Origin of the sequence: Bradyrhizobium sp. 44, from assembly GCF_023073095.1 — a bacterium.
Classification (GTDB): domain Bacteria; phylum Pseudomonadota; class Alphaproteobacteria; order Rhizobiales; family Xanthobacteraceae; genus Bradyrhizobium.
Genome location: NZ_JADPIY010000014.1, coordinates 750,377 through 776,981, shown reverse-complemented (window position 1 = coordinate 776,981; position 26,605 = coordinate 750,377). Strand labels below are relative to the sequence as shown.

Here is a 26,605-nt window from a genome sequence, read left to right as displayed (position 1 = left end):
TGGCTCACTTCACAAGAGGGCAGCCGCCGTCCTTCAGGGGCCGGAAGGCCTGGTCGGCAGCGACTTCGGCGAGCAGCTTGTAGTAGTCCCACGGGCCCTTGGACTCCTCGGGCTTCTTCACCTGGAACAGATACATGCTGTGCACCATGCGGCCGTCTTCGCGTAAGCTGCCGTTGTCGGTGAAGGCATCCTTCACCGGCAACTCGCGCATCTTGGCCATGACGGTTTTGGTGTCCCTTGTGCCGGCGGCCTGCACCGCCTTCAGGTAGTGCAGCGTCGCGCTGTAGGTCGCCGCCTGGTTCATCGTCGGCATGCGCTTGACGCGCTCCATGAAACGCTTGCCGAAAGCGCGGGTCTTGTCGTTGAGGTCCCAGTAATAGGCCTCGGTGATGATCAGTCCCTGCGCGAGCTTCAGCCCTAAGCTGTGCACGTCGGAGATGAACATCACGATCGCAGCCAGGTTCTGGCCGCCGGCGACGATGCCGAACTCACCGGCCTGCTTGATTGCGTTGATGGTGTCGCCGCCGCCGTTCGCAAGCCCGATGATCTTGGCCTTGGAGGCCTGGGCCTGGAGCAGGAAGGAGGAGAAGTCCGCGGTGTTTAGCGGATGCTTGACGCTGCCGAGCACCTTGCCGCCCGCGGCCCTCACGACGTCGCCGGTGTCGCGTTCGATCGAATGGCCGAACACATAATCCGCGGTGAGGAAAAACCAGCTGTCGCCGCCGTTCTTGACGATGGCGCTGCCAACCGTGTGCGCGTTGGAATAAGTGTCGTAGGTCCAGTGCGCGGTGTAGGGCGAGCAGGACTTTCCGGTAATGTCGGAGCTCGCCGCATCCGTCACGATCATGATCTTCTCGTACTGCTTCGACAGCTCCATCACCGCGAGCGCGGTGGCGGATGTCGGCAGGTCGATGATCATATCGACGCCTTCGGTCTCCCACCACTTTCGCGCGATGGTCGAGGCGACATCGGGCTTGTTCAGCACATCGGCGCTGACCATGTCGATAGGCTTGCCGAACATCTGCCCGCCGAAATCCTCGATCGCCATTTTGGTGGCCTCGACATTCCCCTGGCCTCCGATGTCGGAATAGACCGAGGAGAAGTCGGAGAGCACGCCGATCTTGAGCGGCGCCTGCTGGGCGAGAGACGGGCTGATCAGAAACGCAGTCAATCCGGCCGCTAGGGCGGCACGCATAATTCGGCACATGGCATTTCCCCAAACTCTATCGTTGGTGCACGAGGCTAGATTTGCCCCCCTGAAGCGTCAACTCTTGCGTAACGGCGCCGCGCTCGCTGGCTGATTTGACGCGGCCGGTTGCCCCGACTACGCTTTTGCAGAGAACAAGAAGCGGGTGAATGCGGTGGCCTGACCTGTGCTCAGGCGGCCCTCGCGAAGAGAAAAAATCCAGGGGAACGGAAATGACCGGCGATATCGCAGCCACCATCTCGAAGGCCCGCGAGCATTCCATCGGCGACCTCCTGCGCCGCGCAGCGGGTCGCGATCCGGGCAAGCTCGCGGTCAGCTGCGGCCATGTGAGCTGGACCTTCGCCGAGATGGACGCGATCTGCAATCGGCTCGGCCGCGGCCTGCTTGGCCTCGGCGTGAAAAAGGGTGACCGCTTCGCCGTGCTCTCGCGCAATTCGCACGCCTTTGCGGCGCTCCGGTTCGCATTGGCCCGGATCGGCGCGGTGCTGGTGCCGATCAACTTCATGCTCAATCCGGACGAGATCAATTTCATCCTGAAGAGCTCCGGCGCAAAGCTGCTCGCGGCCGGCCCTGATTTCGTCGAGTCCGCGCGCGCGGCCAGCGCCAGGGATTGCGCGGTCGAGAAGATGATCTGGCTGCCGGGTGAGGATCCTGCCACGGCGCCCGCGGGCCTCACCACTTTCGACGATCTGCTCGATGCCGACGGCTCGTACCTCGAGGCGTCCGTTGACAGTCGCGATCTCGCGCAGATCGTCTACACCAGCGGCACGGAGTCGCTGCCCAAGGGCGCGATGCTGACCCATGAAGCAGTGATGTGGCAGTATGTCAGCTGCATCATCGACGGCGGCATGAGCGTGGACGACAAATTCCTGCACGCGCTTCCGCTCTATCATTGCGCGCAGCTCGATGTGTTCCTGGGGCCGCAAATCTATCTCGGCGCCTCCGGCGTGATCACGGGCAAGCCGACCGCCGACAACATTCTGTCATTGATCCAGACGCACAGGATCACGTCGTTCTTTGCGCCGCCGACGATCTGGATCGCGATGCTGCGCTCGCCCAATTTCGACAAGACGGATTTGTCGACCTTGCAGAAGGGTTATTACGGCGCCTCGATCATGCCGGTGGAGGTGTTGCTCGAGCTTCAGCGCCGCCTGCCCAGCGTGAAATTCTGGAATTTCTACGGCCAGACCGAGATCGCGCCGCTCGCGACCGTGCTGGGTCCCGCGGACCAGCTGCGCAAGGCCGGCTCTGCCGGCAAGCCCGTGCTCAATGTCGAGACCCGCGTGGTCAATACTTCAATGGAGGATGTGAAGGTCGGCGAAGTCGGCGAGATCGTGCACCGCTCGCCGCATCTGCTGTCCGGCTATTACAACGATCCGGTCAAGACGGCGGCGGCGTTCTCCGGCGGCTGGTTTCACTCCGGCGATCTCGCCACCGTCGATGACGAGGGCCACATCACCGTGGTCGATCGAGTCAAGGACATGATCAAGACCGGTGGCGAGAACGTCGCGAGCCGCGAGGTCGAGGAGATGGTCTACCGCATCCCCGCAGTGTCCGAGGTAGCGGTGGTAGGCCTGCCCGATCCGCGCTGGATCGAGGCAGTGACTGCGATTGTCGTGGTCAAGAGCGGCGAGAAGCTCGACGAGGAATCCGTCATCAGGCATTGCGCAGGCCAGATGGCGCATTTCAAGGTGCCCAAGCGCGTCATCTTCGTCGATGCCCTGCCCAAGAACCCGAGCGGCAAGCTGCTCAAGCGCGAGCTGCGCCAGCGCTTCGTCGGCGGCGAAACGCTCGACAAGGCGATCCAGAAGAATTTTGGGACCTGACGCGGAGCGCCCGACCATGAAAGTCTGGCAAATCGCGCGGGACTGGTCGATCGAGGGAATGGAGCTCGCCGATCTACCCGAGCCCAAGCCCGGCCCGGGGCAGGTCGCGGTGCGCATGCGGGCGGCATCGCTTAATTATCGCGATCTGCTCACGGTGCAGGGCAAGGGTGGCGTCACCAGATTGCCGCTGATCCCGTTCTCCGATGGCGCCGGCGAGGTGATCGCCGCCGGCGACGGCGTTTCCCGCGTAGCAGTCGGGGACCGCGTCTGCCCGATGTTCTTCCAATCGTGGATCGACGGAGCGGTTTCAGCCGCGAGCCGGCGCTACGCGCTCGGTGGCACGCGTCCGGGTGTGTTGCAGGAAGTCATGTTGCTGGACGCGGAGGGTGTCAGCCGCATTCCGTCGCATCTCTCTTTCCAGGAAGCGGCGACGCTGCCTTGCGCCGGGCTAACCGCCTGGCGCGCACTGTTCGAGGAAGCCAAGGTGAAGCCCGGCGACACCGTTCTGGTGCAGGGTACCGGCGGCGTGTCGATCTTCGCATTGCAATTTGCCAAACTTGCAGGCGGGAGCGTGATCGTAACGTCATCGAGTGACGAGAAGCTCGAACGCGCTCGTGCGCTCGGCGCCGATCACACGATCAACTATCGCTCGGTTCCTGAGTGGGGCAAGGCCGCGGCAGAGTGGACCGGCGGCGGCGTCGACCACGTCGTCGAGGTCGGCGGCAAGGATACGTTCTCGCAGTCACTCGAGGCGGCGCGGATCGGCGGTACCATTCTGGTGATTGGCGTGCTCTCCGGCTTCTCGCAGCAGATCGCGATTCCAAGCCTGTTCTCCAAGAATTTGCACGTCATCGGCCTCTCTGTCGGTAGCCGCCGCATGTTCGAAGGCATGACCGCCGCGATCGGGCGAAATGGGATCAAACCGGTGATCGACCGCGTGTTCCACTTCGACGCCGTGCCTGATGCGTTGCGGTTGATGCAGCAAGGCGGTCATTTCGGCAAGATCGTGGTGGAGTTTGGTTGAGCGGAATTCGGCGAGAGCTGCAGCGCGCAACTCGTCCTACATCGTCATTGCGAGCGCAGCGAAGCAATCCAGAATCTTTCCGCAGAGACAGCCTGGATTGCTTCGTCGCTTCGCTCCTCGCAATGACGGCTGAGAAGGCTGGCCTCAATACTTCTTTACAGCCGCGCCGAACGCGAACCACAGCGCCATGGACGCGAGGCCAAAACCGCCGAGCAGCAGGAAGGTCGGGCCGTAGCCGATCCATTGCGCGATCCAGCCGCCCAGCGCGGGGCTGAGGCTCGCGCCGATGCCCTGCACGGTGATGACGGCACCCTGGCCGAGATTGATGCGGCCGGTGCCGTTGAGGGAGCGCGCGACCATGCCTGGGACGGCAACCGTCTGGAGCCCGGTGCCGATGCCGTCGAGCACCTGCATCGGCACGACGCCCCACCATCCCGTGACGAAGAAGGCGAGCACGCCGCGGATGGGCAGGAACATGAAGGAGACGAGGATGATAGGCCAGTAGTTGCGCTTGCTCGCCGCCTTCATGGCGATCAGCGACGTGATGACCATGACGCCTTGTGCGATCACGACGGTGGTCGCGACGAAGCTCGGGCCGTTGGCCTGGCCTTCGGCGACCGCCGCCAGGCCGTAGAGCGGCACGATGGCGGCATTGCCGAGATGAAACAGCGCGAGCGCCATTGCCAGCACGAGCAGCGCGCGGTGCTTGAGCAGCATCGTGAGCGCGTCCGGCGCGCTGTCCGGATCGTCCTCCTTGCTGCCGCGCGCGGCGCGATCGTCGATCGCCTTGGCCGGGATCATCATCACGCAAGCGATCGCGATGGCGCCGAAGATTGCCGCCAGCACGAACACGGAGACATAGCCGAACCTGTAACCGAGATAGCCCGACAGCGCGGCGCCGACCATGTTGCCGGCGTGGTTGAATGCCTGGTTGCGGCCGTTGAGCGCGTTAAAGCCCTTCTGCTTGGCGATGCCGAGCGTGATGCCGGTGACCGCTGGCACGATCGCGGCGCTCGCCAGCGATTGTGCGACCTGCGAGAATGTCACCGCCCAGAAATTCTGCGAGATCAGGATGATCGCGGACGCGAGCACCACGCAGATGCCGGGAATGACGACCCACATGCGCTTGTTGCGGCTCGCGTCGATGAAGCCGCCGATCGGCGTCGTGATCAGCATGCCCGCGACATTGCCGATCGTCATCGCGGTGCCGATCAATCCGCTCGCCCAGCCGCGCTCCTGGAGGAAGACGCCGACGAAAGGGCCGATGCCCGACTGCATGTCGGCCATGAAGAAGTTGAGAGCGAACAGGGGCCAGATACGAGACGAGGAGGGGGACCGCGATGTCATCGATACCAAAACGTGGTCTCAGCCGGGATACGGCGGGTGGGACATGATCCTTTCAGCCAATCGTTCTGGCGCGGACGAAACTTTAACGGGCGCTGATCGGGTTGGTTCCAGGTCTTGCCCGGGCGGCGGGCCTTGCGGTCACGGCCAGCGAGTCCCTATTGAAGTTGGATAGTCTCTGTCGGGAGTACGGCATGCCCCTCTGGACCTGCGAAACCTGCGGCGCGCAATTTCCGGGCGAAAATCCGCCAACGTCCTGTGAAATTTGCGAGGACGAACGGCAATACGTCGGGTGGAAGGGCCAGACTTTCCTCACGCGCGAGGCGCTCTCGGAACGTCACCGCATGGTCTGGCGCGACGATCTCGGCCTGACCGGCCTCGCGCTCGAGCCAAGCTTTGCCATCGGCCAGCGCGCGCTGCTGGTGCCGCTCGCGGGCGGCTGGCTGATGTGGGACTGCGTCCCGCTGGCGACGCCGGAGGCGATCGCGCATGTGCGGTCGCTCGGCGGCCTGAAGGCGATCGCGATCTCGCATCCGCATTACTATGGCGCGCTCGCCGATTGGAGCGAGGCGTTTGGCGGGGTGCCGGCCTATTTGCACGCCGATGATCGCCAATGGGTGACGCGTCCGCATGCGGCGATCGTGCACTGGACCGGCGACAGCCATCGCATCTCCGAGGATGTGCTGCTGCTGCGCACCGGCGGTCATTTCGCCGGCGCCACCATGCTGCATCACGCGAGCGGTGCGGACGGCAAGGGCGCGCTGCTCACCGGCGATATCGCGCAGGTCACGATGGATCGCCGCTTCGTCAGCTTCATGTACTCCTATCCGAACTACACGCCGCTCAATGCCGCCGCGGTGCGACGGATCGCGGCTGCCGTCGAGCCGCTGGCCTTCGATCGCATCTACGGCGCCTGGTGGGGCCGCAACATCGCCGCAGGCGCCAAGGCCGCATTCGCGGCCTCTGTCGCGCGCTATCTGGCCGCCATCGCCTGACCCGGCGCGCGACCGGATTTATCTTGCTGGTCCATAATAAATGGACTACAAGTACAGTTATTAAGCGTGGCGCGACGATGCGTCTGCGGGACCGGCATGATCGATGCATCGCCGTTTCCGCGGCGCGCTTGCCGCGTGAGCGGGAGTTCGGTCGATGACGGCAGGGCGCGACTACGAGATCTTCGAGGCCGGCGACGTCGCGCTCCGGTCCGGGGCCGCCGTCCCTTCGCTCAAGCTCGCCTACAAGACCTACGGCACGCTCAGTCCGGACAAGGACAACGTGATTCTCTATCCGACCTCGTTCAGCGCGCAGCACGCCGACACCGAGTGGCTAATTGGCCCCGACGGGGTGCTCGACGCAACACGCTACTTCATCGTGATCCCGAATCTGTTCGGTAACGGGCTGTCGTCCTCGCCGTCGAATACCGCCGCGCCGTTCCCGATCCTGACCTATCACGATGCCATCGCGGTCCAGCACCGGCTGCTCACCGAGCGGTTCGGCATCTCGAAGCTTGCCCTGGTCTATGGCTGGTCGATGGGCGGCATGCAGGCCTATCACTGGGCGGCGCTGCATCCCGATATGGTCGAGCGGGCGGCCGTTGTCTGCGGCAGCGCCCGCTGCGCGCCCTATAATTACGTCTTCCTGGAAAGCGTGAAGGCCGCGCTGACCGCCGATCCCGCCTTCCGCGACGGCCGCTTCGTCGAGAAGCCTGTCGCGGGCTATCGCGCCATGGGGCGCGTCTACGCGGGTTGGGCGATGTCGCACGGCTTCTATCGCGACGAGATCTGGCGCGAAGCGGGCTTTACCTCGCTGGACGACTATCTCGTCCGCACCTGGGACGCGGCGTTTGCCCGGCGCGATGCTAACGATCTCCTGGCGCAGATCGGCATCTGGCAGACCGGCGATGTCAGCCGCTGCACGACCTTCGATGGCGATTTCGATCGCGCGCTCGGTGCAATCAACGCGCACATGTTGCTGATGCCCGGTGCGACCGACCGCTATTTCGACGTCCGCGACAACGAGGACGAACTCGGCCGGCTGGTCAATGCGCGCTCTGCGGTGCTGCGTCCGATCCCGTCGCTGCACGGCCATCGCGCCGGCAACCCCGTCAACAATGCGCGCGATCGGGCCTTCATCAAGGCCGAGATCGCAGAGCTTCTCGGCAAGTAGGGCGGGCATCCGATCATGATCGACGCAACCGTTTCAGAGTCCGGCCATCGGCTGAAGCCGCTGGCGCCGGCGATGCTGCGTGAACTGTCGGTGCGGTCCAACCTCAGGGGTGCCGTGCAGAGCCTCGGCCATTACGGCGTGATCCTGCTGATCGGCGGGCTGATCTGGATGGTCGCCTCACGCCATGGCGTGCTCTGGGCGCTGCCGCTGATGGCGGTGCAAGGCTATCTCGTCGCGTTCCTGTTCATGGCTGTGCACGAGACCGCACACAAGACCGCGTTCAAAAGCCGCGGTCTCAACCTCGTGGTCGGCTATCTCTCAGGCTTCATCATCGGATTGCCCTACGAATATTATTGCCTGTTTCACTGGGACCATCATCGCTACACCCAGGATCCTGACAAGGACCCCGAACTGATCGTCGGCGTGAAGCCCACATCGGACACGCAGCTCGCGATCGCCTATAGCGGCCTGCTTCAGGTCGCCGGACGCTTGCGGTTGATGCTCGACCATGCCGTCACCGGCAAGGTCGTTGTGCCCTGGATCCCCGAGAACAGACGCACCATCATCGTCACCGAGGCGCGCGCTTACGTCGCACTTTATGCGCTGCTGCTCGTGCTCTCGCTGTGGTTCTCGTCGGCGCTGCTGCTCTGCGTCTGGATCGTGCCGCTGATCATTGGGCAGTTCTTCCTGCGGCCCTATCTCTACGCCGAGCACACCGGCTGCGAGCGCACCCGCAGCGCATTCCAGAACACCCGCACCACCTACACCGGCGCAATCGTCAAATGGGTTGCGTGGAATATGCCTTACCATGTCGAGCACCACGCTTATCCCACGATCCCGTTCCACGCGCTGCCGCAGCTGAACGGGATCGTCGACGGCGAGATCGTCCACCGCGGCCGCGGCTACATCAGGACGACGCGCGAGACCTGGGCCTGGTTTCGCCGACATAGACAGGCCGGCTAGCCGACGAAATTTGACGTGCAAAGCCCCGGTCGCGGTGCGATCGGGGCTTTGTCGTGAATGCGGGATATCAGTAGATCCCGTACGCGCAGACGTTCACGACGCGGACGCGCAGGCCGTGGCGGGTCTGGACGACGCGCTCCTGATAGCAATTGTTGACGCCGCTGTTGACGTAGACCCCGCCAAAGCCCCAGCCGGGACCCCAGTGATGGTGGAAGCCGTGGGCCGACGCGGCGGTGGGGGCGAGAGCGGCAACGCCGAGCGAGCCGGCGGCGATCAGACCAAGTGCAAGCTTACGAAACATCTTCATTCTCCAGTGTGGCGCAGGGGCCGTTGTTGTGTCCCTGCATCTCGGTCGAGCCGAAACGCGGATGCGTTCATGCAGGCAGGGGAGAATCGTGTTTCAGGAGTGTTTCGTCGGTCGCGGTGCGTTGCGCCGCCGTCCTGCTTTCCGCGCCGCGCGATAGCGCACGGCCATCGCTTCTGTCAGCTCGGCCATCTTCTCGCGCAGATCGGCCGGCTCCAGTACTTCGGCCTCGGGCCCGAGCCGCAACAATTCGGCGGCGGCATGCCATGACGTCTTGCCGGTCGGCACTCTGGCAATGCGCCAGCCGTCTGCATCCGCGGTCTCTTCGAGCTGCGTGCGCGCCCTGACGTAAGGCTGGGTCAGCGCGTCGAGCAGTTTCACGCCGAAGGGCGACAGCCGAACGATCGCGACATTGGGATGCATCTCGGCCTCGAGACGCAGCGTTGCGTCCCGCCAATAGTTGGCGAGATCGAAACCGGCGGGCCGCTCACAGCGATCGTCGAGCGCCGTGCAGTCGAGCACGCGCGCGACGCGATAGGTCCGCACGCTGCCGTCGACCAGACCTGCCAGATACCAGCTGCCACCTTTCAGCACGAGACCGAGCGGCGCGACGCGACGCTGCTTCTCGGCGCGCCAGCTCTGGTAGCGGATCTTGATCAGTGTCCCGCGCAGGGTCGCGGCAGCGATGGTGCGCAGATGCTTGGGTTCTTCCGCCTCGCCGAACCAGCCCGGCGCGTCGAGGTGAAAACGGTCCTGCATCCGTCCGGCGTCTTCGCGCAAATTGGCGGGCAGCGCGGCCATCAGCTTGTTCTGTGCGGCGATCATCGCCGCATCCAGCCCGAACGCTGCCGCCGGGCCCGGCAATCCCGCCAGGAACAGCGCTTCCGCTTCGCTTTGCGACAGACCGTTCAGCCGCACGCGATAGCCATCGAGCAGGCGATAGCCGCCCTCCGCGCCGCGGTCGGCATAGACAGGGACGCCGGACGCCGCGAGCGCGTCGATGTCGCGGTAGATCGTGCGCACCGAGACTTCGCAGGCCTCCGCGAACTCAGGCGCGGTGACCTGCCCCCTGGCCTGCAGGGTGGTGAGGATCGACAGCATCCGGCTCGCGCGCATAATCCTTTTAACCATACCTGACACAGGATGTCAGGTATGGTTCGCTATAACGCCATCGCCAGCCGGCCAGATGGAGACCCGCCATGACCGATCCGAACCGCATCACGCTGTATTATTCGCCGCAAACCCGCGCCACCGGCACGCGGGTGCTGCTTGAGGAACTGGGGGCGCCCTATGATCTTCATGTCCTCAACATGAAGGCCGGCGAGCAGCGCCAGCCGGCCTATCTCGCCGTCAACCCGCTCGGCAAGGTGCCGGCGATTCACCACAGCGGGCAGCTTGTGACCGAGCAGGTCGCGATTACCGTCTATCTCGCCGATTTGTTTCCGCAGGCAGGGCTGACGCCCGCGCTGAACGATCCGCTGCGCGGCCCCTATCTGCGCTGGATCGCCTATTACGGCGCCTCGTTCGAGCCGGCCCTGATCGACAAGTTCATGCAGCGCGAGCCGGCACCGATCACGCAATCGCCTTATGCCGACTACGACGCCATGCTCGGCGCGCTCGAGGCGCAGCTGTCGAAGGGACCGTATCTGCTCGGCGAGCGCATGACGGCCGCGGATGTGCTGTGGGGCGTCGCGTTCAGCTGGACGATGATGTTCGGCATTGTGCCGAAAAAGGACGTGTTCGTCCGCTATGCCGAACGCATGACCTCGCGGCCGGCGTTCCAGCGCATCAACGCGGCCGACGCCGAGATGGCTACGCAGCATGCCGCGGCGCTTCAGGGCTGAGTGATCCAAGGTTGAAGATGACGAAGCCGATGCACACGACCAACTGCTTCAACACCTTCATCCAGGTTGCTGAAGATTGTCCTGCGCGCACAGGCGAAGAGCCGCCGCTGCGCGCGGGAAAGCCGACGGTGGCGTGCCTGCAATACGGGATGATCGCGAAGGCGCCTTACAAATACACGTCCGACGACGTGATCTTCGCGACGTCCGCGCCCGGACGCGAACTCGCCGTGAAGGCAACGGAAACGGAGAAGCAGGCGGCCCGTGAAGCGTTCTTCTCCCGAGGGCAGGCGTGCATGAGGGCGTCGAGCCTGGGCAAGCGCTTCGGCTGGGGCGTTCATGCCGATAGCAAGGGCCGGATCGCGCTCTATCCCATCGAGAGCAAACGCTACCAAGCGCTTGCCCGCGATCCGAAGCTCACGCAGGTGCGGGCGATGCGGTCGAAGCGGGCGTGATCAGAAAATTGGCGGCCGCTTCTCCGCGAAGGCCTTGATGCCTTCCTTGATCTCGTCGCCGCGCATGCTGTCACGGTGGCGCTGGTCGGCGCCTTGCTCGTCGAGTTCGCCGCGGGCGAATTCGTTGATCGCGCGCTTCATGCCGCGCATCGCCTGCGGCGCGTTGCCGGCGAGGATGTTGGCGAGCCTATCGACCTCCTCGTCCAGAAACTCGACCGCCACCATATCGGTCAGATAGCCGATCCGCAGCATCTCCGGCGCGCTGATCTTTTGCGCGGTCAGGAACAGCTTTTTTGCATTGTCGACGCCGAGCCGTGTCACGTAACGCTTGATGCCGCTGCTGTAGTAATGCAGCCCGAGGCGTGCCGCGGGCATGAACATCTCGGCGGTATCCACGCCGATGCGGAAGTCGCAGGCGAGCGCGAGATCGGTCGCGCCGCCATAGACGCCGCCGTTGAGCCGGCAGATCGTGGGGACGCCGAGATCCTCCAGCCGGTTGACGACTACCTCAAAGGCGGAGCCCGCGCTCTGCTGCTCGTTCGCACTGACCGCGCGCTCGGCAACCGAGTTGAGATCATAGCCCGCGGAGAAGGCGCGCCCGGTGCCGGTCAACACCAGCACGCGGATAGCAGGATCGGCCTCGACCCGATCGAACAGTTTGACCAGCTCGCCGAGATCCTCGGCCTGGAGCCGGTTGAGATGTTTGGGTCGGTTGAGGCGGATGGTGGCGCGTGCGCCAACGAGTTCGAGCACCGGGCCGGTGGCTGCGTCGGTGATGTCCGACATTCTTGTCTCCATTTATTTGCTTGTCGCCATCTATTTGTTTTCGAGCGTGCGCCGCTTCGCCTCGGCATCGATGGTTTCGGCGAGATCGGGATGCCGCGCCATCAGCACGCGGAAGTCGACGAGGTCGAGCACGAGAAGCCGCGACACCTTGGTGGTCGAGACATTGGCGCCGCGCAAATTGTTGCCGAGCAAGGCCATCTCGCCGAAGAAGGCGCCATCGCCGAGCTGCACCTTCTTGCCGGGCAGGTCGACCTCGACCTCGCCCGCGGCGATGAAATACATGCAATCGCCCTGCGCACCCTTGCGGATGATCATGGTGCGCGCCGGCAGCTCCATGGTTCGCAGCATGTGGGTGACGTCGGCGATGGCCGCCGGTCCGAGCGCCGCGAAGAACGGCACCTTGCTGACGGATTCCCAGGTCTTGAGGAAATTGTCGCGCCGGGTCTCCGCGGCAAAGCCGGTCGCCAAAATACCGGTCCAGAGGCCGAACACACCGAGGCCGGAGATCATCACCAGCGCGGCCACCATGCGGCCCAGCGGCGTCACCGGCACGACGTCGCCATAACCCGTCGTCGTCAGGGTTGCGACGGCCCACCACAGCGCGGCGGGGACGCTGCCGAAGGTCTGCGGCTGCACGTCCCGCTCCAGGAAATATTCGGCGACCGAGGCCAGGAAGACCACCATCAGGAAGATCACGAGCACGCTAAGCAGCGGCCCCGATTCGAGCACCAGCACGCGGCGGAGCTGCCGCAGGCCGGGAATGCCCGGTACCACCTTCAGCACCCAGAGCACGCTGAGCAGCCACGCCGTCCTGGGCTCGATTCCGAGAATCAGCGCGGCCGGCACGGCCAACGCACCGACCGCGTCGACCAGCCCGGCGGAGGAGGACATGTAGAGTGCGAGGCGCCCCTGTCGCGCCATATGGCGCAGCCGGACCACCCATTCGAACACGAAGTAGACGAGGCAGGTCCAAAGCAGGGCATCGACCCAGCGATGTGCCGCCTCATAGGCCGGGTTGACCGTCAGCAGCACCATGCCGAGCACGCCGACGCCGACGGCCACATAGGCCGCCCTGGTCATGTTGCGGCCGGCCGTGGCGGCCGCGAACTGGGCCAGAGCGGAGATCAGCGGCTTGGACATGCGGAAAGGCGGCTCGGTTTTGTCTTTGCGGTCCCCGGCTGGAACCTCGGTGCCAAAGTGCCTGCCCGGGTCGAGGCCGTCAACGACGGGCGCGGCCGCGGGCCACGTGCCGCTACTTGAAATGCGGCGGTTCGTCGTAGCCGCGACGGCTGCTGAAGAACAGCAACACCATCAAGCCGATGCCGACAAGAACGGAAAACCCGGCCCCCAGCGCCAGCGCCACATAGCCGTCCGTCGGAATCGGCTCGCCCTCGACCGCCATCGCGGAGTAAGCGAAATAGCCAACCGCGGCCAACATTCCCAGCAGGAAGATGATGAGGAGTGCACGCATGGCGCGGTCTCCGGTTGATCCGAGAACAAACGGTTGTGGACAGGGACGGTTCCCGGACGAGGTCCCCCGGTCCTTCGCGGACGTGCCGGCAAGGCGTCACCGCAGATCCTCAAATCGATAGGTCAGGCACTCTGAGCTGTCTTCACCACCACGACATTGCTCTCGTCGTGATGGGGAGGGGCCGCATCCTGAGCGGCCTTCTCGCCCTCGCCCGCATGGCGCTTGAGGTAGTCGCGGCGCATGCCGATCTCGTCGCGGACGAATTCGTAGCCGAGCTTGAAGGTATCGAGCCCGTCGGTACTGATCGTGCCGTCTCGCAAGCCGATGACCGCGCCGCGCAAGATGCCTTCCAGCTCGTCCTGGAGACATTCGAGCTGGTCGAGCGAATGCGCGTGTTCAATCCGCTCGCCGATGTCGAGGATGGCGGTGGAAAGCTCGCTGGCCTTCTCCGGCGCGATCCGGGTGATCTTGGCGTAGATCGCGGCGAAGATCGAGCCGATGACGCTGAGCGCGGCAGCGGCCAGATACATCAGGTCGCTGTACTTATCCATGAACGACTTGGTGTCGTCGTTGATGTAGTCGGCCGCCCCTTGATGCGCCATCACGAAGGCGTCCTTCTCGACGGAGGCGGGTTCGATTCTGCTGGCAAAGCCACTGTCGAGCCCGAGCGCGGACTTGTTCTCGTAGACGCTGCGCGCGAGCTCCCCGGCCGCCGTCGGCGACATCCGGGATTGGGCGACCAGCAACCATTCGAGCCCGATCGTGTCGAGATCGTCGTCGGGAATTTCCGGTGATGCAGACAGCGTGCCCGCCGTCAGCGTCTCGCTGGAAATGCCGGGGATCCTGCGCGCCAGCGCTTTCGCCTCGTCAATCGCATTCAGCGTGAAGCCGCCGCGCCTGGCGACCTGCTCATACGCCTTGTCCCGCACCGCCCTCGAGGCGTGGACGATGGCGACGACCGCGCCAAAGCCGCTTGCCGGCGCGAACAGCTTGTCGAGCGTTGCGCCCGGTGGCGCCATCTGGATCCTCGCCGCGTCCGCGCCGTCGGGAATGTCGAGGATGCCGCGGACGAAGGCGAGCGATGATTCGTTGTCGGCGAGGACGGCGACCTTCTTCTTCTTCAGTTCGGCGAGCGACTTGATCTTCTTGTTTCCCGGCCCGAGCAGCAGCACGAGATCGTGCTCGAGGATCGCGAGCGTGCGCGCCCGCAGCGGCACCTTGGCGTCGGTGCGCAGCACCGCGAGGTCAGCCTGCTTGCGATCGAACTGGGCGATCGCCTTGGCGTTGTCGGCGTTGTTGACGATCTTGATCCGGAAGCGCGAGGCGTTGTTCTTCAGGACGGCGGCGAGCTTGGCTGCGAACAGCGCCTCGTCGCTGTTAGGGGCGCCGACGGCAAAGGTCAGCGTTTCCGAACTGTGCACCAGCATGCGGCCGCCCCAGACGGTGGCAAGCGACAACAGCAGGGTCAGCACGACGTAGAGGAAGACCTGCTGCTGATTGGTCTTGATCACCTTGGGTCGCCGGGGCGGTGGCTCGATCGGCGATGAGGTCGGGCCCTCAGTACTCATGGCAGCACTCTGGCCTTATGCTTCCGGTGGCGGGCGGCATCGCGGATGCGATCGCTGCGGTCGCCCTGTAATTCGTAAACGTCTGAAAAAAGAACGATATTCTCTGCCGGCAATGATAGCGCGCAGGCCGCGGAATGCAAATTCCGAGCCGAAGGTAACCTTACTCAACCCGGCCGCGGCGATTGGTCATCCTATCACCAGTTAGCCACAGTTGGCGATTTTCCGGTTCCCCCCGGCTGCATTCCGCCGCGGGAGGTGTCATAAATCGCAGGTCCCGGCGATTTGACCGGTCCAGGAAGAGATTGCGCTGAACGCTCCAACTCTTCTTGCCACGTCAACGAGGGCGCCTTGTCGTTTCCACCCCTGTCATCGGCGGTTCCGGTCGAAGCCCTCATTGGTTGGATGTTGCTGCTGACGTTCAAGCACATCATCGCCGATTTCGTCCTCCAGACCGCCTGGATGGCGCATGGCAAGGACCAGAAGCACGGCTGGGCCCTGCCGCTCCTGGTGCACTGCCTGGTTCACCTTGCGGTTGCGCTGCCGCTCATCCTGATCGTGGCGCCGAAATTCTGGTTTGTGGCGCTGATCGACTTCGTGATCCACATCACGATCGACCGCGCCAAGGGGCTCGTCTCGGCCAATTTCGGTGTCGATCTTGCGCATCCCTGGTTCTGGACCTTGATCGGTGTCGACCAGGCCCTGCACCATCTGACCGGCTTCGGCCTCTCCATCTTCATGGCGGCGAACTGAGCGCTGGCGGCCGTCTGGAGTGGCTGGCGGGCCTGCATGGTTCGAGACAGCGCTTCGCGCCTCCTCGCCACGAGGACTGAGAATCTTTCAGCAGAAGCAGACCTCATCCTGAGGGCCCGCCGAAGGCGGGTGTCTCGAAGGATGGCCACAGAGAAAACCCTTTCCAGCCCATTGATTCGCGGCCCACGCGCAAGCACCCCGGGTGACTACCGGGCAGCGTGGTTAACCTTTCATTAGAGAATTGCACTGCATCTTCCCAGACGAGGGAGAACTGCAATGTTTTCAAGCCGCGATACCTTTGAAGGCGATTCGTGCCCGGTCCGCGACGAACTCCTTGGCGAGATGTACCGCGCCAGCGAGAGTGGCCTGCCGAGGCTGGTTGAAAGTGTTTCCCCTGACGCGCGCGCCAGGCTGGCGCTGTTCTGCTATCGCCGAAGCCATCTGCATTCGCTGGCGGTCGCGATCGCAGGCAGCTGCAACGAGCGCGACCTGATCGAGAACGGCGGCCGTGTCGGTTCGACGCTCTACGCGCTTGCGCGCGAAGGCGCGGCGAAATCCTCGCCGTCGCTGTCCGGTGGGCGCAAGCCGATCACGCTGTCGACCAAGCCGCTCTCGGTGCTCGCGCCGCTGGACGACGAGATCGACGACGAGATCAGCGAAGCCGTCCCGGCCTAAACGCTCGCGATCATTGGCAGCCCGAATTTCCGTCGCGCCATCGCGCATTCGGCGTCGCCCGGCATGCACGTGCGGCACACGTCCGGCCGCACTGCGTAGATGCCGCACGCGGTCGCTTGTCCGATCTCTCCCTGCAGCGCCGAACAGCGATCGCCTTCGCAGCGCATGCCGGATTGACGGTCGTTGACGAGCGCTTCGGGAATCGCGGCGAGCTCCTCGTCGCTCTCGATCGAGAAGCGCGGCCAGTTCGCCGAATAGCCGCAGCAGGCGCCGCAACTCTGGCAGCAGCTCGACAGGTCGATGTGGGCGTTCTCGTCCATCGTCACGTGTCCTTCACGTATCCTTGGGCGGGCCCCAGACCAGGCTCTGCCGCCATTTTGCGCGCAGCACGTCGCGCCTTTCAGGATATCTCTCATCGGGATAGGTCGCGTCGACCACGCGGTCGGTGCGGAAGCTGCGGAAGTCTCCGCGCAGCTCGCACCAGGCCGCGAGCAGGCGCACGGCTTCGAGATAGCCGATCGAAATCGGCCAGATCATGCGCTCGCTGGCGCGGCCCTGCTCGTCGCGATAGCGCAGCATGATCTTCTTGCCTTCGTGGATCTGGGTGCGTGTGCGCGCCATGTCCAGGCGGTCGGGCTCCCTGTTCCAGCTCGGCCGGGCCCGGCTTGCCGGCTCCAGCACGAAGGGACGCAGGCGCTCCGGGACAGTGTCGGCGATCTTGGCCATCAGATCTTCAGCCGCGCGCGCCAGCGCGGGATCGGCATGGCCGGCGACCCATTGCGCGCCCAGCACCGCCGCCTCGATCTCGTCGGGTGTCAGCATCAAAGGCGGCAGGTCAAAACCCTTTTCCAGGATGTAGCCCATGCCGGCTTCACCGCGGATGGGCACGCGCTGGCCGATCAGCGTGGCGATGTCGCGATAGATCGTGCGCTTCGAGGTCTCGAGCTCGGCCGCGATGGCGTCCGCCGTCAGCGGCTTACGCGTGCGCCTCAGCACCTGGATGATTTGAAACAGCCGGTCGGCGCGTCTCATGACGGGTCTCTTGTCGGTGGTTTTTCAGATGGTGGCGCGCGGCTGCTGACAGGATGTTGGCAGCAGGGGAGTTCTATACCGGGTCAACACGTCGACTGAAGAGGATTTGTCCATGATCATTCCAACTCATTTCGGCCCGGCCGCTGCGCTGTGGCGGACCCAGCCTCTACAGGTCCAGCCTTTGCAAGTCCTGCGTTTGCAACTCCGGGCTTGGTATGCATGGGCGTTCGGCCGCCTCGTATCCCTTGATCTCATGGTCGTCGACCTCCGCCTTGCGCTCGCGACCATGGTGGCTCGCTTCCTGGTCCAGGCCGCGGACGCGCTGGTCCGTCATGTCATGGCCCGCGCCTGGCGAGGGGCCCGTTTCGCAGAAGATATCACGGCTGCTGCCACCATGGTGGCAGCAGCCCGCGGTTAAGTTCCCTCAACTCTTTCGGTGGTTTCAGGAGAGCCTTCATGATCACGCTTTACGGCTTTGGCACCGGCTTCGGCCTGCCGGAAATCAGCCCCTTCGTCACCAAAACGGAGGTGCAGCTCAAGATGGCGGGATTGCCTTACCGCAAGGAGCGGGCGATGCCGCCCGCCTCTCCCAAGGGGCAGCTGCCTTTCATCGACGATGGCGGCGAGGCGGTGGCCGATTCCACCTTCATCCGCGCCCATATCGAGCGCCGCTACGGCTTCGATTTCGACGCCGGGCTGTCTCTTGCCGAGCGCGCACAGGCTTGGGCGTTCGAGCGCATGATCGAGCATCACGTTTATTTTGCGCTGGTCGGGGCGCGCTGGGTCGACCCCGTCAACTTCGCCAAGGGGCCTGCGCATTTCTTCGACGGCGCGCCGGAGCACAACCGCGAGAAGTTGCGCGAGGACGCGCAATTCCGTGTCGCCGAGAACTATTTGCTCTCCGGGCTCGGACGGCACGCGCCCGATGACGACGTCGATCTCGCCGTGCGCTCGCTGTTTGCGCTCTCGGTGCAGCTTGGTGACAAGTCCTATCTGATGGGCAACAAACCCTGCGGCGTCGATGCCACCGCCTTCGGTGCACTCGCCGGGATCCTGACGCCGTTCTTCGAATCCGCCCTGCGCCGTCGCGCCGAAGGATTTTCGAACCTCACCGCTTATGTCGACCGGATGATGGACACTTACTATCCGGAGTTCGCCTGGACCCCGCTGCGGCAGGCAGCTTGACGACAGCGCGTCCGCAGGGCGTGGCGGGTGAGGGCTATCTCCTCTGGGGGCTTTGCCGGTAGACGTCAGACAATCCCAATGCGGAGGCACCCTCACCCCAACCCTCTCCCGCAAGCGGGAGAGGGGGCGACACCGGAGGTGCGGCTCGCTCATACAGCCAAAACAAAAAGAGCCGGCCCATCGGGCCGGCTCTGTCGTCTCTAGTTTTCGCCGCGTCTACTTCACCAGCGAGTACTTGCCGTTCTTCACCGTGAGCAGGATGCGCGAGCGCTCGTCGAGGCCGTAGCGGTCCTTCTCGGTGAAATTGTAGACACCCTGGCTCGCCGCAAGCTCCTTCTCCGACAGCAGCGCCTGGCGGATCGCTTCGCGGAATTCCGGCGTGCCGGGCTTCGCCGTCTTGAGTGCCGCCGGGATGATGCGCTTGAGAATCTCGAACGCATCGTAAGAGTGACCGGCGAACTGGCTGCGGCTGTTCGGGCCGTACTTGGCTTCATAGGCCGAGTTGAGCGCGAGGCCCGGCTTCTTGGTGGCAGCTTCGTCCGGCTGGTCCTCGGGATCCATGACGGGACCAGAGGCCATCAGCACGCCTTCCGCCGCTTTGCCGGCGATGCGGATGAAGTCCATGCTGGCGGCGCCATGGGTCTGGTAGATCAGGCCCTGATAGCCACGCTCGCGCAGCTCGGTCTGCGGCAGCGCGGCCGCGGTGCCGGAAGCGCCGACCAGAATGGCATCGGGATTCGCTGCCACGAGCTTCAGCACCTGTCCGGTCACCGACGTGTCGGGGCGAGCGAAGCGCTCCTCGTCGGCGATGGTTATGCCCATCGGCACGGCCTGCGCCTTCAAATCGTTGAACCAGAGGTCGCCATAGGAGTCGGAATAGCCGATATAGCCGACGGTCTTCACGCCCTTGGCCTTCATGTGGTCGTACAGCACCTTGCCCACGATCGGGATCGGCTGCGGCATCGCCACCGACCACTTCATGCGCTCCGGCGTGATCGGGAACGGCGCCAGGCCGAAATGCGGAATGCCGGCTTCGTTGGCGACGTTGGACACGGCGATGGTCGGCGGCGTCAGCGCCGAGCCCATGATGATGTCGGCCTTGGATTCGGTCACGAAGCGGCGTGCGTTGGTGGTCGCGGTGGTGGGATCGCCACCGTCGTCGAGCACGATCACCTTCAGCGGCACACCGCCGATCTCCTTCGGCACGAACTCCAGCGCATTGCGCTCGGGAATGCCCAGCGCTGCGCCCGGGCCGGTCGTGGTGGTGGTGATGCCGATGGTGACCTCGGCGGTCTGAGCCAGCGCGGGCACGGCCGGCAGCGCAAGCGCGGCCGCGGTGACGGCGGCGGTCAGGTAAAAGCGTTTCATCTATTCCTCCCTTTATGTGTTTCTTTGAAAGCAGAAATCGGGGGGTAATTCAGCCCCCTCTTTTGGTGATGTGGCGATTTAGCTCCGGGTCTCGCTCCCCGTGAATTTGGCTACCATTTCCGCAGGAAACGGTGCCGATTTCAGTTTGTCGGGGTTAACGGGGTCGCGCCCGACCAGGACACGGGTCTCGAAACCCTCGATCGCAAGCGCCTCGCCCTTGAAGACGCTGTGCTTTACCTCGAAACTCGAGCGCTTGATGCTCTCGACCTTCGTTTCGATGGTGATCCAGTCGCCATAAGTCGAGGGGATGTAGAACTTGGCGCGCGTATCGACCATGGGAATGCCGACCAGGCCGTATTTCTTGACCAGGTCCTGCTTGGAGAAGCCGGCGACTTCGAACAGGGTCGACGTCGAATCGTCGAACATCGCGAAATAGCGCGGGTAATAGACGATGTTGGCGGGGTCGCAGTCACCCCACTGGATCTGGACGTCGCGCCGGTTCACGAACATATGCCGCGCCCTATTTCGGCGCCATGCGCAGCGAGCCGTCGAGGCGTACCACTTCGCCGTTGAGGTAGGAATTCTCGACCATGTGCAGGGCGAGCGCCGCGAACTCGTCGGCGTGGCCGAGCCGGCGCGGGAACGGGATTGCGGCGGCGAGTGAGTCCTGGGCTTCCTGCGGCAGGTTGGCGAGCAGCGGCGTGAGGAACAGGCCGGGCGCAATCGTCAGCACGCGGACGCCGAACTGCGCCAGCTCGCGCGCGATCGGCAGCGTCATGCCGACGATGCCGCCCTTCGAGGCCGAATAGGCCGATTGCCCGATCTGGCCGTCATAAGCGGCAACGGACGCCGTGTTGATGATGACGCCGCGCTCGCCGGTGGCCTGCGGCTCGAGCTTGGACATCTCGTTTGCGGCGAGACGCAGCATGTTGAAGGTGCCGATCAGGTTGACCTTGATCACCTTGTCGAAATCGGCGAGCGCCATCGGGCCGTCGCGGCCGACGACGCGCTTGGCAACGCCGATGCCAGCGCAATTGACCAGCACGCGCGCGGGTCCATGGGCTTTGGTCGCCTGCGCGATCGCAGCTTCCGCGGACGCGGCATCGGAGACGTCGCAAGCCACAGCCACGCCCTTGATCTCGGCGGCGACAGTCTCGGCGAGCTTGGCATTGAGATCAAACACCGCGACCTTGGCGCCCTGGCCAGCCAGCTTTCGCGCGGTCGCCGCACCAAGTCCCGACGCGCCGCCGGTGACGATGACAGCCTGATCCTTCAACAACATGGCGTTCTCCCTGGTGCGATATTTCTTAGCCGACCGATATCACACGGTCCGATGGATTGGCAGCGTAGAGCTCCTCGATCAGCAGGCTGCGATGCTCGAGCACCGCGCGCTGGTTGATCGAGCCCTTGTCGGTGACCTCGCCCTTGTCGATCGAGAGCGGCGTGTCCATGAGGATCGCGCGCGTGATCCGCGTCGAGGATCCCGTGGCCGCGCCGAGAAAGCGGGTCAGCCGTTCGCGAAATGCCTCGCGCACCAGCCGGTCGCGGGTCGCGACGACGAGATCGTCGGTCGGCAGCGTCGGGTTGATCAGCCGGCAGCCGTCGAGATCGAGCACGACGAGCGCGGAGACCTCGTCACGATTGATGCCGGCGATGACGACGTCGCGCACCAGCGGTGCGCAGGCCGCAACGAAGCGCGCGCGCAACGGGCCGACACTGACCCAGGTGCCGCTGCCGAGCTTGAAATCCTCGCCGATGCGGCCGTCGAAATCGAAGCCGGCATTGAGATCATCGGGATCGACGGGCTTGAGTGCATCGCCGAGCTTGTAGAAGCCTTCTTCGTCGAACGAACTTGCGGTGATGTCGGGCTGGCGCCAGTAGCCGGGCATCACGTTCGGCCCCTTGCAACGAACTTCCATCTTGCCGTTGTTCGGCACCAGCTTGGCGTCGTTGCCGGATACGGGAAGCCCGACATGGCCGGAGCGGCTGGTGCGCGGGTTGACCGACATGAAGAACGGCGCGGTCTCGGTTGCACCGAGGCCGGTCAGCATCGGCACGCGGTAGCCTTTTTCCTTCACCGCGAGCTCGTCGAGGCTGTTCCAGACGAACGGCGACAGGGCCGCGCCCGAGAAGAACATTGCGTGCAGCCGGTCGAAGAATTTTGCGCGCAGGCCCTGGTCGTCGCGCAGATAAGGCAGCAGCGACTCGTAGCCCTTGGGGACGTTGAAATAGACCGTCGGCGATATCTCCTGGAGATTGCGCACGGTCTCCTCGATGCCTCCAGGCACCGGCTTGCCGGCGTCGAGATACATCGAGCCGCCATTGTAGAGCGTCAACCCGATATTGTGGTTGCCGCCAAAAGTGTGATTCCAGGGCAGCCAGTCGATGATGACGGGCGGCTCGTCCTTGAGGAAGGCGAGCGTCTCGCGCAGCATCACCTGGTTGGCGCAGATCATGCGCTGGGTGTTGACGACTGCCTTGGGGTTGCCGGTCGAGCCCGACGTCAGCAGGAATTTCGCGATGGTGTCGGGGCCGATCCTGCCGTGGACCTCGTCCAGATCGCCGCGGATCGGCGTTGCCATGAGGTCGGCGAGCAAGGTGACGTCGCGGCCCGGCACATGGCCGTAGGACGCGGCGATCTCGGTGCCGAGCGAGACGTTGGCCGCGAGGGCGTCGGCGAACTTGTCGGCGTCCTCGGCGAAGACGAGGCCGGGCGTCAGCAGCTTCACCAAGTAGGAGAGCTTGCCGTAATCCTTCGACACCAGCGAATAGGCCGGCGACACCGGGCAGAACGGAATGCCGGCATAGAACGCTCCGAACGCCAGCAATGCATGGTCGATAGAATTGCCGGAGAGGATGACGACCGGCCGCTCCGCCGACAACCCGCGCGCAATGAGTCCTGAGGCAATGTGCCGGCTCGCGGCGAGCAGCTCGGCGTAGCTGATCTTGCGCCAGCCGCGGCCGCCTTCGCGCTCGGCCATGAACACGCGATCGGGGGTCGCGCTCGCCCAGTGATGCAGGCGGTCGGTGATGCGAGCCGGATAGTCTCCGAGCGGCTGTTTGGGCCGCAGGTAAATCGTGCCGTCGTCGCGCCGCTCGATATTCACGACCGGATCGCCGAACGAAATGGGCCGCAGCGGGGAAGTGCTCGCGCCGCGCTCCATGCTGGAAGAGGACGACGGCTGCGCGTTCATGATTTCGGCTTCACCTTTGCGGTCTTGTGTTCGAGGAACTCGCGGATTCTGCGCTTGGCTTCCTTGTCGCTCTGCGCCACCGTCGCCATCAGCGATTCCATCAACAGGCCGGTCTGCGGATTGGCCTCCGCGATCATCGGTAGCGCCTGGAGCACGGCGAAGTTGGTCAGCGGCGCGTTGGAGGCGACCTTGGTCGCAAGCTCCATCGCCTTGCCGAGTCCGTTGCCGGCTTCCGTGACATATTGCGCAAAGCCGTAGGAGGTGCCTTCGGTCGCGGAATAAACGCGGCCGGTCAGCATCATGTCCATCATCCTGGCGACGCCGATTAGCCGCGGCAGGCGCACCGAACCGCCGCCACCGACGAAGATGCCGCGCTGCCCCTCCGGCAGCGCGAAATAGGTCGAGGGTTCGGCGACACGGATATGCGCCGCACATGCGAGCTCCAGCCCGCCGCCGATCACGGCCCCCCTGAGTGCCGCGATCACGGGCACCCGGCTGTACTGGATGCGGTCGAACACCCGGTGCCACATCTGGGAATGGAGAAGGCCGCCGGTGGCGTCGTGGTCGGTCAGTTCGGAGAGATCGAGACCGCTGGAAAAATGATCGCCGATGCCGTGGATGACGACCGCGCCGATATCCTCGGGCAGGGACGCAAAACACTCGCCGATTTCCAGGATGATGCCGTCGTTGAGCGCATTGCGCTTGGCCGGCCGATTCAGGCCGACGGTCAAAACCCGGTCCGCCCGCTCGATCCTCAAAAGCCCGGAGGCGCCCGCGTCAGCGGTCTCGGCGTTTCCCTGTGTCATTTGCGTCCTTGTCAGAATAGTTATGTTGTATAACGAATTCAGGGGGAGTCAATACGGCTGACAGCGGAGAAGCCGATGCATAGTCCGGAAAAGGGACGACAGTCCGGGTGCAGCGCCCGTACCCGAATGCCCGATGCGCAAGATTGGGATCGATATTACGGACGCCGATGCGATCCGGTCGCTACGCCGCCTTCGTTCCACTTTGAGGTTGCGCCACAAGATTGATCCCCATGGCGTGGAGAACTTTTATCACAGTGCCGAATTCGGGTTTGGCCTCGCCGCCAAGCGAGCGATACAAGTTCTCACGGGATAGACCGGCCTTTTCGGCAATGGCGCCCATGCCCTGAGAACGGGCTACGGCACCGATTGCCATCGTTATTGCGGACGGATCGTCAGATTCAAAGGCTTCGGTGAGATAGGCCGCAATCATCTCGGGGCTGTCGAGGTACTCCGCAGCATCGAATGATTTCACTTTTGCCATTGCTCAGACCTCCAATTCGCTCGCGATCTTCTTTGCCAACGCTATGTCCCCCGGCTGAGAGCCTTTATCGCCACCGCAAAGAAGGACGATGATCTCCTCGCCTCGGGCAACGCAGTAGATCCGGTATCCGGCGCCCTCATGGACTCTCATTTCGCTGATGCCGCCTCCGACCGCAGCAACGTCTCCGGGATTGCCGAGCGCCAGCCGATCGATCCGGGCGAGGATTTTGCCTTCGCTCTCCGGTCTCGCAGGTTTCTAAGCCAGTCAGAGAATTCGTCGGTTCTCTTGATTGTCGGTATCTGTAGCGTATACGCTACAGATGCCGACATGTCAATGAACTAGCCGGCCCTTGCGGCGCGACGCGTTCACATCACCTGATGCACGTCGATCACCACGCGATCCGCATGCCGCGCTGCTGAACCGACAAAAATGTGCTCCATCAGCCAGCGATATTTCTCATGCCCGGTCTCGAACTTCGGCACGGTGCGGAAATAGATCTGCTTCGGGTCGACCGGCTCGCCGCGCTTGAGCTTTTGCAACAGTTCGACCGGGCCGAAGCGCATGCCCTTGTTCTCGACATAGACAATGGCGCCGTCGTCGGTTTCGAAGGCGTACTTGGCCTCGAGATCGATCAGCTCATTCGGGCGGATGGTCTGGAAGTCCGCGCCGAACGGCAGCACCTTGCCGGTGATCGCGCCCGTCACCTCGCCGCCGATGATCGGAATGATGCGGCGAATTCCGATGCCGGTCTCGCCGGCGGTGACGACGTCGCCGATGCGTGCGGTGACGGTGAAGACGTATTTGGTTTCCAGCGTCGGCGTGGTCATCGATTCACCCCTCAATGGGCCATCATCCGCGTCGGCAGCCACGTCGCCAGCAGCGGGAAGGCGATCAGGATCACCAGGCGCACGAGGTCTGTTGCAACGAACGGGATCACGCCCCTGAAGATCGTGGAGAAGGAGACGTCCTTCACCACGCTTTTGATGACAAAGACGTTCATGCCCACCGGCGGATGGATCAGGCCGAGCTCGACCGTCATGACGATGATGACGCCGAACCAGATCGGGTCGAAACCGAGATGCATGATCACGGGGAAGATGATCGGCACGGTGAGGATGATCATCGCCATGGCGTCCATCAGGCAGCCGAGCACGAGATACATCACCATGATCAGCGCCAACACGCCGTAGGGGCCGAGGCCGAGGCCGGTGAGGAATTCCGTCACCTTCTGCGGGGTCTGCGTCACCGTGAGGAAGTACCCGAAGATCAAGGCGCCGATCAGCACGGTGAACACGGCGGCCGCCGTGCGCGTCGCCTGCAGCAGCGAGGCCAGAATCTTCTCGCGGTCGAGGCGGCCGGTCGCCACGCCGATGATGAAGGCGCCGGCAGCGCCGACGCCGCCGGCTTCCGTCGGCGTGAAGCGCGGCAAATAGGGCAGGCCGTAGAGGCCGCCGATCACGAACACGAACAGCAGCACCGGCGCCCAGATGTCCTTCAGGCCGGCGAAGCGCTCGCGCCACGGCAGCACCTTGCCCTTGGGCAGAAAGTCCGGCCGGAAATAGCCGATCAGGAAGATCGTGATCATGTACATTGTCATCGCCAGGATGCCCGGAATGATGCCGGCGATGAAGAGCTTGCCGATGTCCTGCTCGGTGATGATGCCGTAGACGGCGAGCACGGTGGAGGGCGGCAGCATCGCGCCCAGCGTGCCGCCGGCCGCGATCACGCCGGTGGCAAACGACTGCGGATAGCCGAAACGTCGCATCTCGGGATAAGCGACCGCGGAGAAAGTCGCTGCGGTCGCGACAGAGGAGCCGCAGATCGCGGCAAAGCCGCCGCAGGCGCCGACGGTAGCGATGCCGAGTCCGCCGCGCAAATGGCCGACAAAGCCGTTGGCGGCGCGGAACAGCTCGCGGCTCATGCCGGAATTGCTGACGAAGGAGCCCATCAGCAAGAACATCGGAATGACGCCGAAGGTGTAGTCGGTCACCGTGCGCATCGAAGTCTGGCCGACCAGCTTCAGCGCCGGCGTGGCGCCGACGAGATAGGAGAAGCCGGAGACGCCGACAAGGCCCATGGCCATGCCGACCGGCACGCGCAGCAGCATCAGGGCGAACAGGGAAACGAAGCCGATTACGGCGACGGCATCGGTGCTCATG

At 64.1% G+C, this 26,605-nt stretch carries 29 protein-coding genes and 1 pseudogene; 11 read left to right on the top strand and 19 right to left on the bottom strand.

Translation table 11 applies throughout. The features are described 5' to 3' along the window. Positions 1–4 precede the first annotated feature (4 nt). Positions 5–1,207 (bottom strand): ABC transporter substrate-binding protein, encoded by a 1,203-nt coding sequence (locus IVB41_RS14560; RefSeq protein WP_247362875.1) that lies wholly within the window; start codon positions 1,205–1,207, stop codon positions 5–7. Positions 1,208–1,419: 212 nt separating this feature from the next. Between IVB41_RS14560 and IVB41_RS14555 the strand changes: the two genes are divergently transcribed. Then, positions 1,420–3,033 (top strand): acyl-CoA synthetase, encoded by a 1,614-nt coding sequence (locus tag IVB41_RS14555; protein WP_247432095.1) that lies wholly within the window; start codon positions 1,420–1,422, stop codon positions 3,031–3,033. 16 nt (positions 3,034–3,049) lie between these two features. Beyond that, a complete protein-coding gene (locus IVB41_RS14550) occupies positions 3,050–4,057 on the top strand; it encodes an NAD(P)-dependent alcohol dehydrogenase (protein ID WP_247432092.1) in 1,008 nt (335 codons plus the stop codon). A 144-nt stretch (positions 4,058–4,201) separates the two neighbouring features. Here IVB41_RS14550 and IVB41_RS14545 read toward each other — a convergent pair whose 3' ends face one another. After that, positions 4,202–5,404, bottom strand: coding sequence for an MFS transporter (locus IVB41_RS14545; protein ID WP_247432089.1), 1,203 nt, complete (start codon positions 5,402–5,404; stop codon positions 4,202–4,204). A 191-nt stretch (positions 5,405–5,595) separates the two neighbouring features. On the opposite strand from IVB41_RS14545, the gene IVB41_RS14540 reads away from it, so the two are divergent. From IVB41_RS14540 to IVB41_RS14530, 3 genes are all read left to right on the top strand, one after another. Then, positions 5,596–6,396 (top strand): MBL fold metallo-hydrolase, encoded by an 801-nt coding sequence (locus tag IVB41_RS14540; RefSeq protein WP_247432085.1) that lies wholly within the window; start codon positions 5,596–5,598, stop codon positions 6,394–6,396. Positions 6,397–6,550: 154 nt separating this feature from the next. Then, on the top strand, positions 6,551–7,567 hold the full coding sequence (locus IVB41_RS14535; protein ID WP_247432082.1) for an alpha/beta fold hydrolase: 1,017 nt from the start codon (positions 6,551–6,553) through the stop codon (positions 7,565–7,567). Positions 7,568–7,582: 15 nt separating this feature from the next. Next, positions 7,583–8,530 carry a fatty acid desaturase gene (locus tag IVB41_RS14530; protein WP_247432079.1) on the top strand — a complete coding sequence of 316 codons (948 nt, stop codon included), beginning with the start codon at positions 7,583–7,585 and terminating at the stop codon, positions 8,528–8,530. A 67-nt stretch (positions 8,531–8,597) separates the two neighbouring features. Here the strand turns inward: IVB41_RS14530 and IVB41_RS14525 are convergent, their stop codons facing one another. Further along, the gene (locus IVB41_RS14525; RefSeq protein WP_027570136.1) at positions 8,598–8,831 is read right to left on the bottom strand and encodes a hypothetical protein; all 234 of its coding nucleotides are present in this window, start codon (positions 8,829–8,831) and stop codon (positions 8,598–8,600) included. A 99-nt stretch (positions 8,832–8,930) separates the two neighbouring features. Further along, positions 8,931–9,950 carry a YafY family protein gene (locus IVB41_RS14520; RefSeq protein ID WP_247432872.1) on the bottom strand — a complete coding sequence of 340 codons (1,020 nt, stop codon included), beginning with the start codon at positions 9,948–9,950 and terminating at the stop codon, positions 8,931–8,933. 83 nt (positions 9,951–10,033) lie between these two features. Here IVB41_RS14520 and IVB41_RS14515 point away from each other — a divergent pair, with 83 nt between their 5' ends. Then, complete coding sequence (locus IVB41_RS14515) at positions 10,034–10,678, top strand: glutathione S-transferase family protein (RefSeq protein WP_247432076.1); 645 nt, start codon at positions 10,034–10,036, stop codon at positions 10,676–10,678. A gap of 17 nt (positions 10,679–10,695) precedes the next feature. Continuing rightward, complete coding sequence (locus IVB41_RS14510; RefSeq protein WP_247432073.1) at positions 10,696–11,130, top strand: DUF6157 family protein; 435 nt, start codon at positions 10,696–10,698, stop codon at positions 11,128–11,130. Here the strand turns inward: IVB41_RS14510 and IVB41_RS14505 are convergent, their stop codons facing one another. The 4 genes from IVB41_RS14505 to IVB41_RS14490 all read right to left on the bottom strand — a co-directional run bounded on the left by IVB41_RS14505 (position 11,131) and on the right by IVB41_RS14490 (position 14,955). Further along, positions 11,131–11,916: an enoyl-CoA hydratase/isomerase family protein gene (locus IVB41_RS14505; protein WP_247432071.1), complete on the bottom strand. Its 786-nt coding sequence runs from the start codon at positions 11,914–11,916 to the stop codon at positions 11,131–11,133. Positions 11,917–11,946: 30 nt separating this feature from the next. Continuing rightward, complete coding sequence (locus IVB41_RS14500; protein ID WP_027570141.1) at positions 11,947–13,056, bottom strand: cyclic nucleotide-gated ion channel; 1,110 nt, start codon at positions 13,054–13,056, stop codon at positions 11,947–11,949. A 112-nt stretch (positions 13,057–13,168) separates the two neighbouring features. Continuing rightward, positions 13,169–13,387 (bottom strand): hypothetical protein, encoded by a 219-nt coding sequence (locus tag IVB41_RS14495; protein ID WP_247432067.1) that lies wholly within the window; start codon positions 13,385–13,387, stop codon positions 13,169–13,171. 122 nt (positions 13,388–13,509) lie between these two features. Then, positions 13,510–14,955 (bottom strand): TAXI family TRAP transporter solute-binding subunit, encoded by a 1,446-nt coding sequence (locus tag IVB41_RS14490; RefSeq protein ID WP_027570142.1) that lies wholly within the window; start codon positions 14,953–14,955, stop codon positions 13,510–13,512. A 402-nt stretch (positions 14,956–15,357) separates the two neighbouring features. Between IVB41_RS14490 and IVB41_RS14485 the strand changes: the two genes are divergently transcribed. Together IVB41_RS14485 and IVB41_RS14480 are read left to right on the top strand one after the other, a co-directional pair. Beyond that, positions 15,358–15,705 (top strand): DUF3307 domain-containing protein, encoded by a 348-nt coding sequence (locus tag IVB41_RS14485; protein WP_018458457.1) that lies wholly within the window; start codon positions 15,358–15,360, stop codon positions 15,703–15,705. 276 nt (positions 15,706–15,981) lie between these two features. After that, positions 15,982–16,380, top strand: coding sequence for a hypothetical protein (locus tag IVB41_RS14480; protein WP_007599645.1), 399 nt, complete (start codon positions 15,982–15,984; stop codon positions 16,378–16,380). Here IVB41_RS14480 and IVB41_RS14475 read toward each other — a convergent pair. Then, entirely contained in the window at positions 16,377–16,700 is a 324-nt protein-coding gene (locus IVB41_RS14475; protein ID WP_247362860.1) for a YkgJ family cysteine cluster protein, read from the bottom strand. The two genes, IVB41_RS14480 and IVB41_RS14475, sit on opposite strands and share 4 nt — an antisense overlap. Positions 16,701–16,713: 13 nt before the next feature. Next, on the bottom strand, positions 16,714–17,412 hold the full coding sequence (locus IVB41_RS14470; RefSeq protein WP_027570145.1) for a YafY family protein: 699 nt from the start codon (positions 17,410–17,412) through the stop codon (positions 16,714–16,716). A gap of 112 nt (positions 17,413–17,524) precedes the next feature. On the opposite strand from IVB41_RS14470, the gene IVB41_RS14465 reads away from it, so the two are divergent. Together IVB41_RS14465 and IVB41_RS14460 are read left to right on the top strand one after the other, a co-directional pair. Further along, positions 17,525–17,830, top strand: coding sequence for a hypothetical protein (locus IVB41_RS14465; protein ID WP_247362858.1), 306 nt, complete (start codon positions 17,525–17,527; stop codon positions 17,828–17,830). Positions 17,831–17,868: 38 nt separating this feature from the next. Beyond that, entirely contained in the window at positions 17,869–18,597 is a 729-nt protein-coding gene (locus tag IVB41_RS14460) for a glutathione S-transferase family protein (RefSeq protein ID WP_027570147.1), read from the top strand. Between the two features lie 216 nt (positions 18,598–18,813). Here the strand turns inward: IVB41_RS14460 and IVB41_RS14455 are convergent, their stop codons facing one another. From IVB41_RS14455 to IVB41_RS14415, 9 genes and pseudogenes are all read right to left on the bottom strand, one after another. After that, on the bottom strand, positions 18,814–19,965 hold the full coding sequence (locus IVB41_RS14455) for an ABC transporter substrate-binding protein (protein ID WP_027570148.1): 1,152 nt from the start codon (positions 19,963–19,965) through the stop codon (positions 18,814–18,816). Positions 19,966–20,043: 78 nt separating this feature from the next. Continuing rightward, positions 20,044–20,475, bottom strand: a complete 432-nt coding sequence (locus IVB41_RS14450; protein ID WP_247283456.1) for a thioesterase family protein — start codon at positions 20,473–20,475, stop codon at positions 20,044–20,046. A gap of 10 nt (positions 20,476–20,485) precedes the next feature. Continuing rightward, the gene (locus IVB41_RS14445; RefSeq protein ID WP_027570150.1) at positions 20,486–21,247 is read right to left on the bottom strand and encodes an SDR family NAD(P)-dependent oxidoreductase; all 762 of its coding nucleotides are present in this window, start codon (positions 21,245–21,247) and stop codon (positions 20,486–20,488) included. 25 nt (positions 21,248–21,272) lie between these two features. After that, positions 21,273–23,159 (bottom strand): feruloyl-CoA synthase, encoded by a 1,887-nt coding sequence (locus IVB41_RS14440; protein ID WP_247432065.1) that lies wholly within the window; start codon positions 23,157–23,159, stop codon positions 21,273–21,275. Next, on the bottom strand, positions 23,156–23,965 hold the full coding sequence (locus IVB41_RS14435; RefSeq protein WP_247283469.1) for a crotonase/enoyl-CoA hydratase family protein: 810 nt from the start codon (positions 23,963–23,965) through the stop codon (positions 23,156–23,158). The genes IVB41_RS14440 and IVB41_RS14435 overlap by 4 nt, the downstream gene beginning before the upstream one ends. Before the next feature lie 181 nt (positions 23,966–24,146). Next, positions 24,147–24,446 carry an addiction module antidote protein gene (locus tag IVB41_RS14430; RefSeq protein WP_007605286.1) on the bottom strand — a complete coding sequence of 100 codons (300 nt, stop codon included), beginning with the start codon at positions 24,444–24,446 and terminating at the stop codon, positions 24,147–24,149. A gap of 3 nt (positions 24,447–24,449) precedes the next feature. Next, positions 24,450–24,745: pseudogene (locus IVB41_RS14425) on the bottom strand (type II toxin-antitoxin system RelE/ParE family toxin). Positions 24,746–24,811: 66 nt separating this feature from the next. Beyond that, positions 24,812–25,273 (bottom strand): DUF3237 domain-containing protein, encoded by a 462-nt coding sequence (locus tag IVB41_RS14420; protein ID WP_027570154.1) that lies wholly within the window; start codon positions 25,271–25,273, stop codon positions 24,812–24,814. 11 nt (positions 25,274–25,284) lie between these two features. Further along, entirely contained in the window at positions 25,285–26,604 is a 1,320-nt protein-coding gene (locus IVB41_RS14415) for a TRAP transporter large permease (RefSeq protein ID WP_027515392.1), read from the bottom strand. Between the last annotated feature and the right edge of the window lies 1 nt (position 26,605).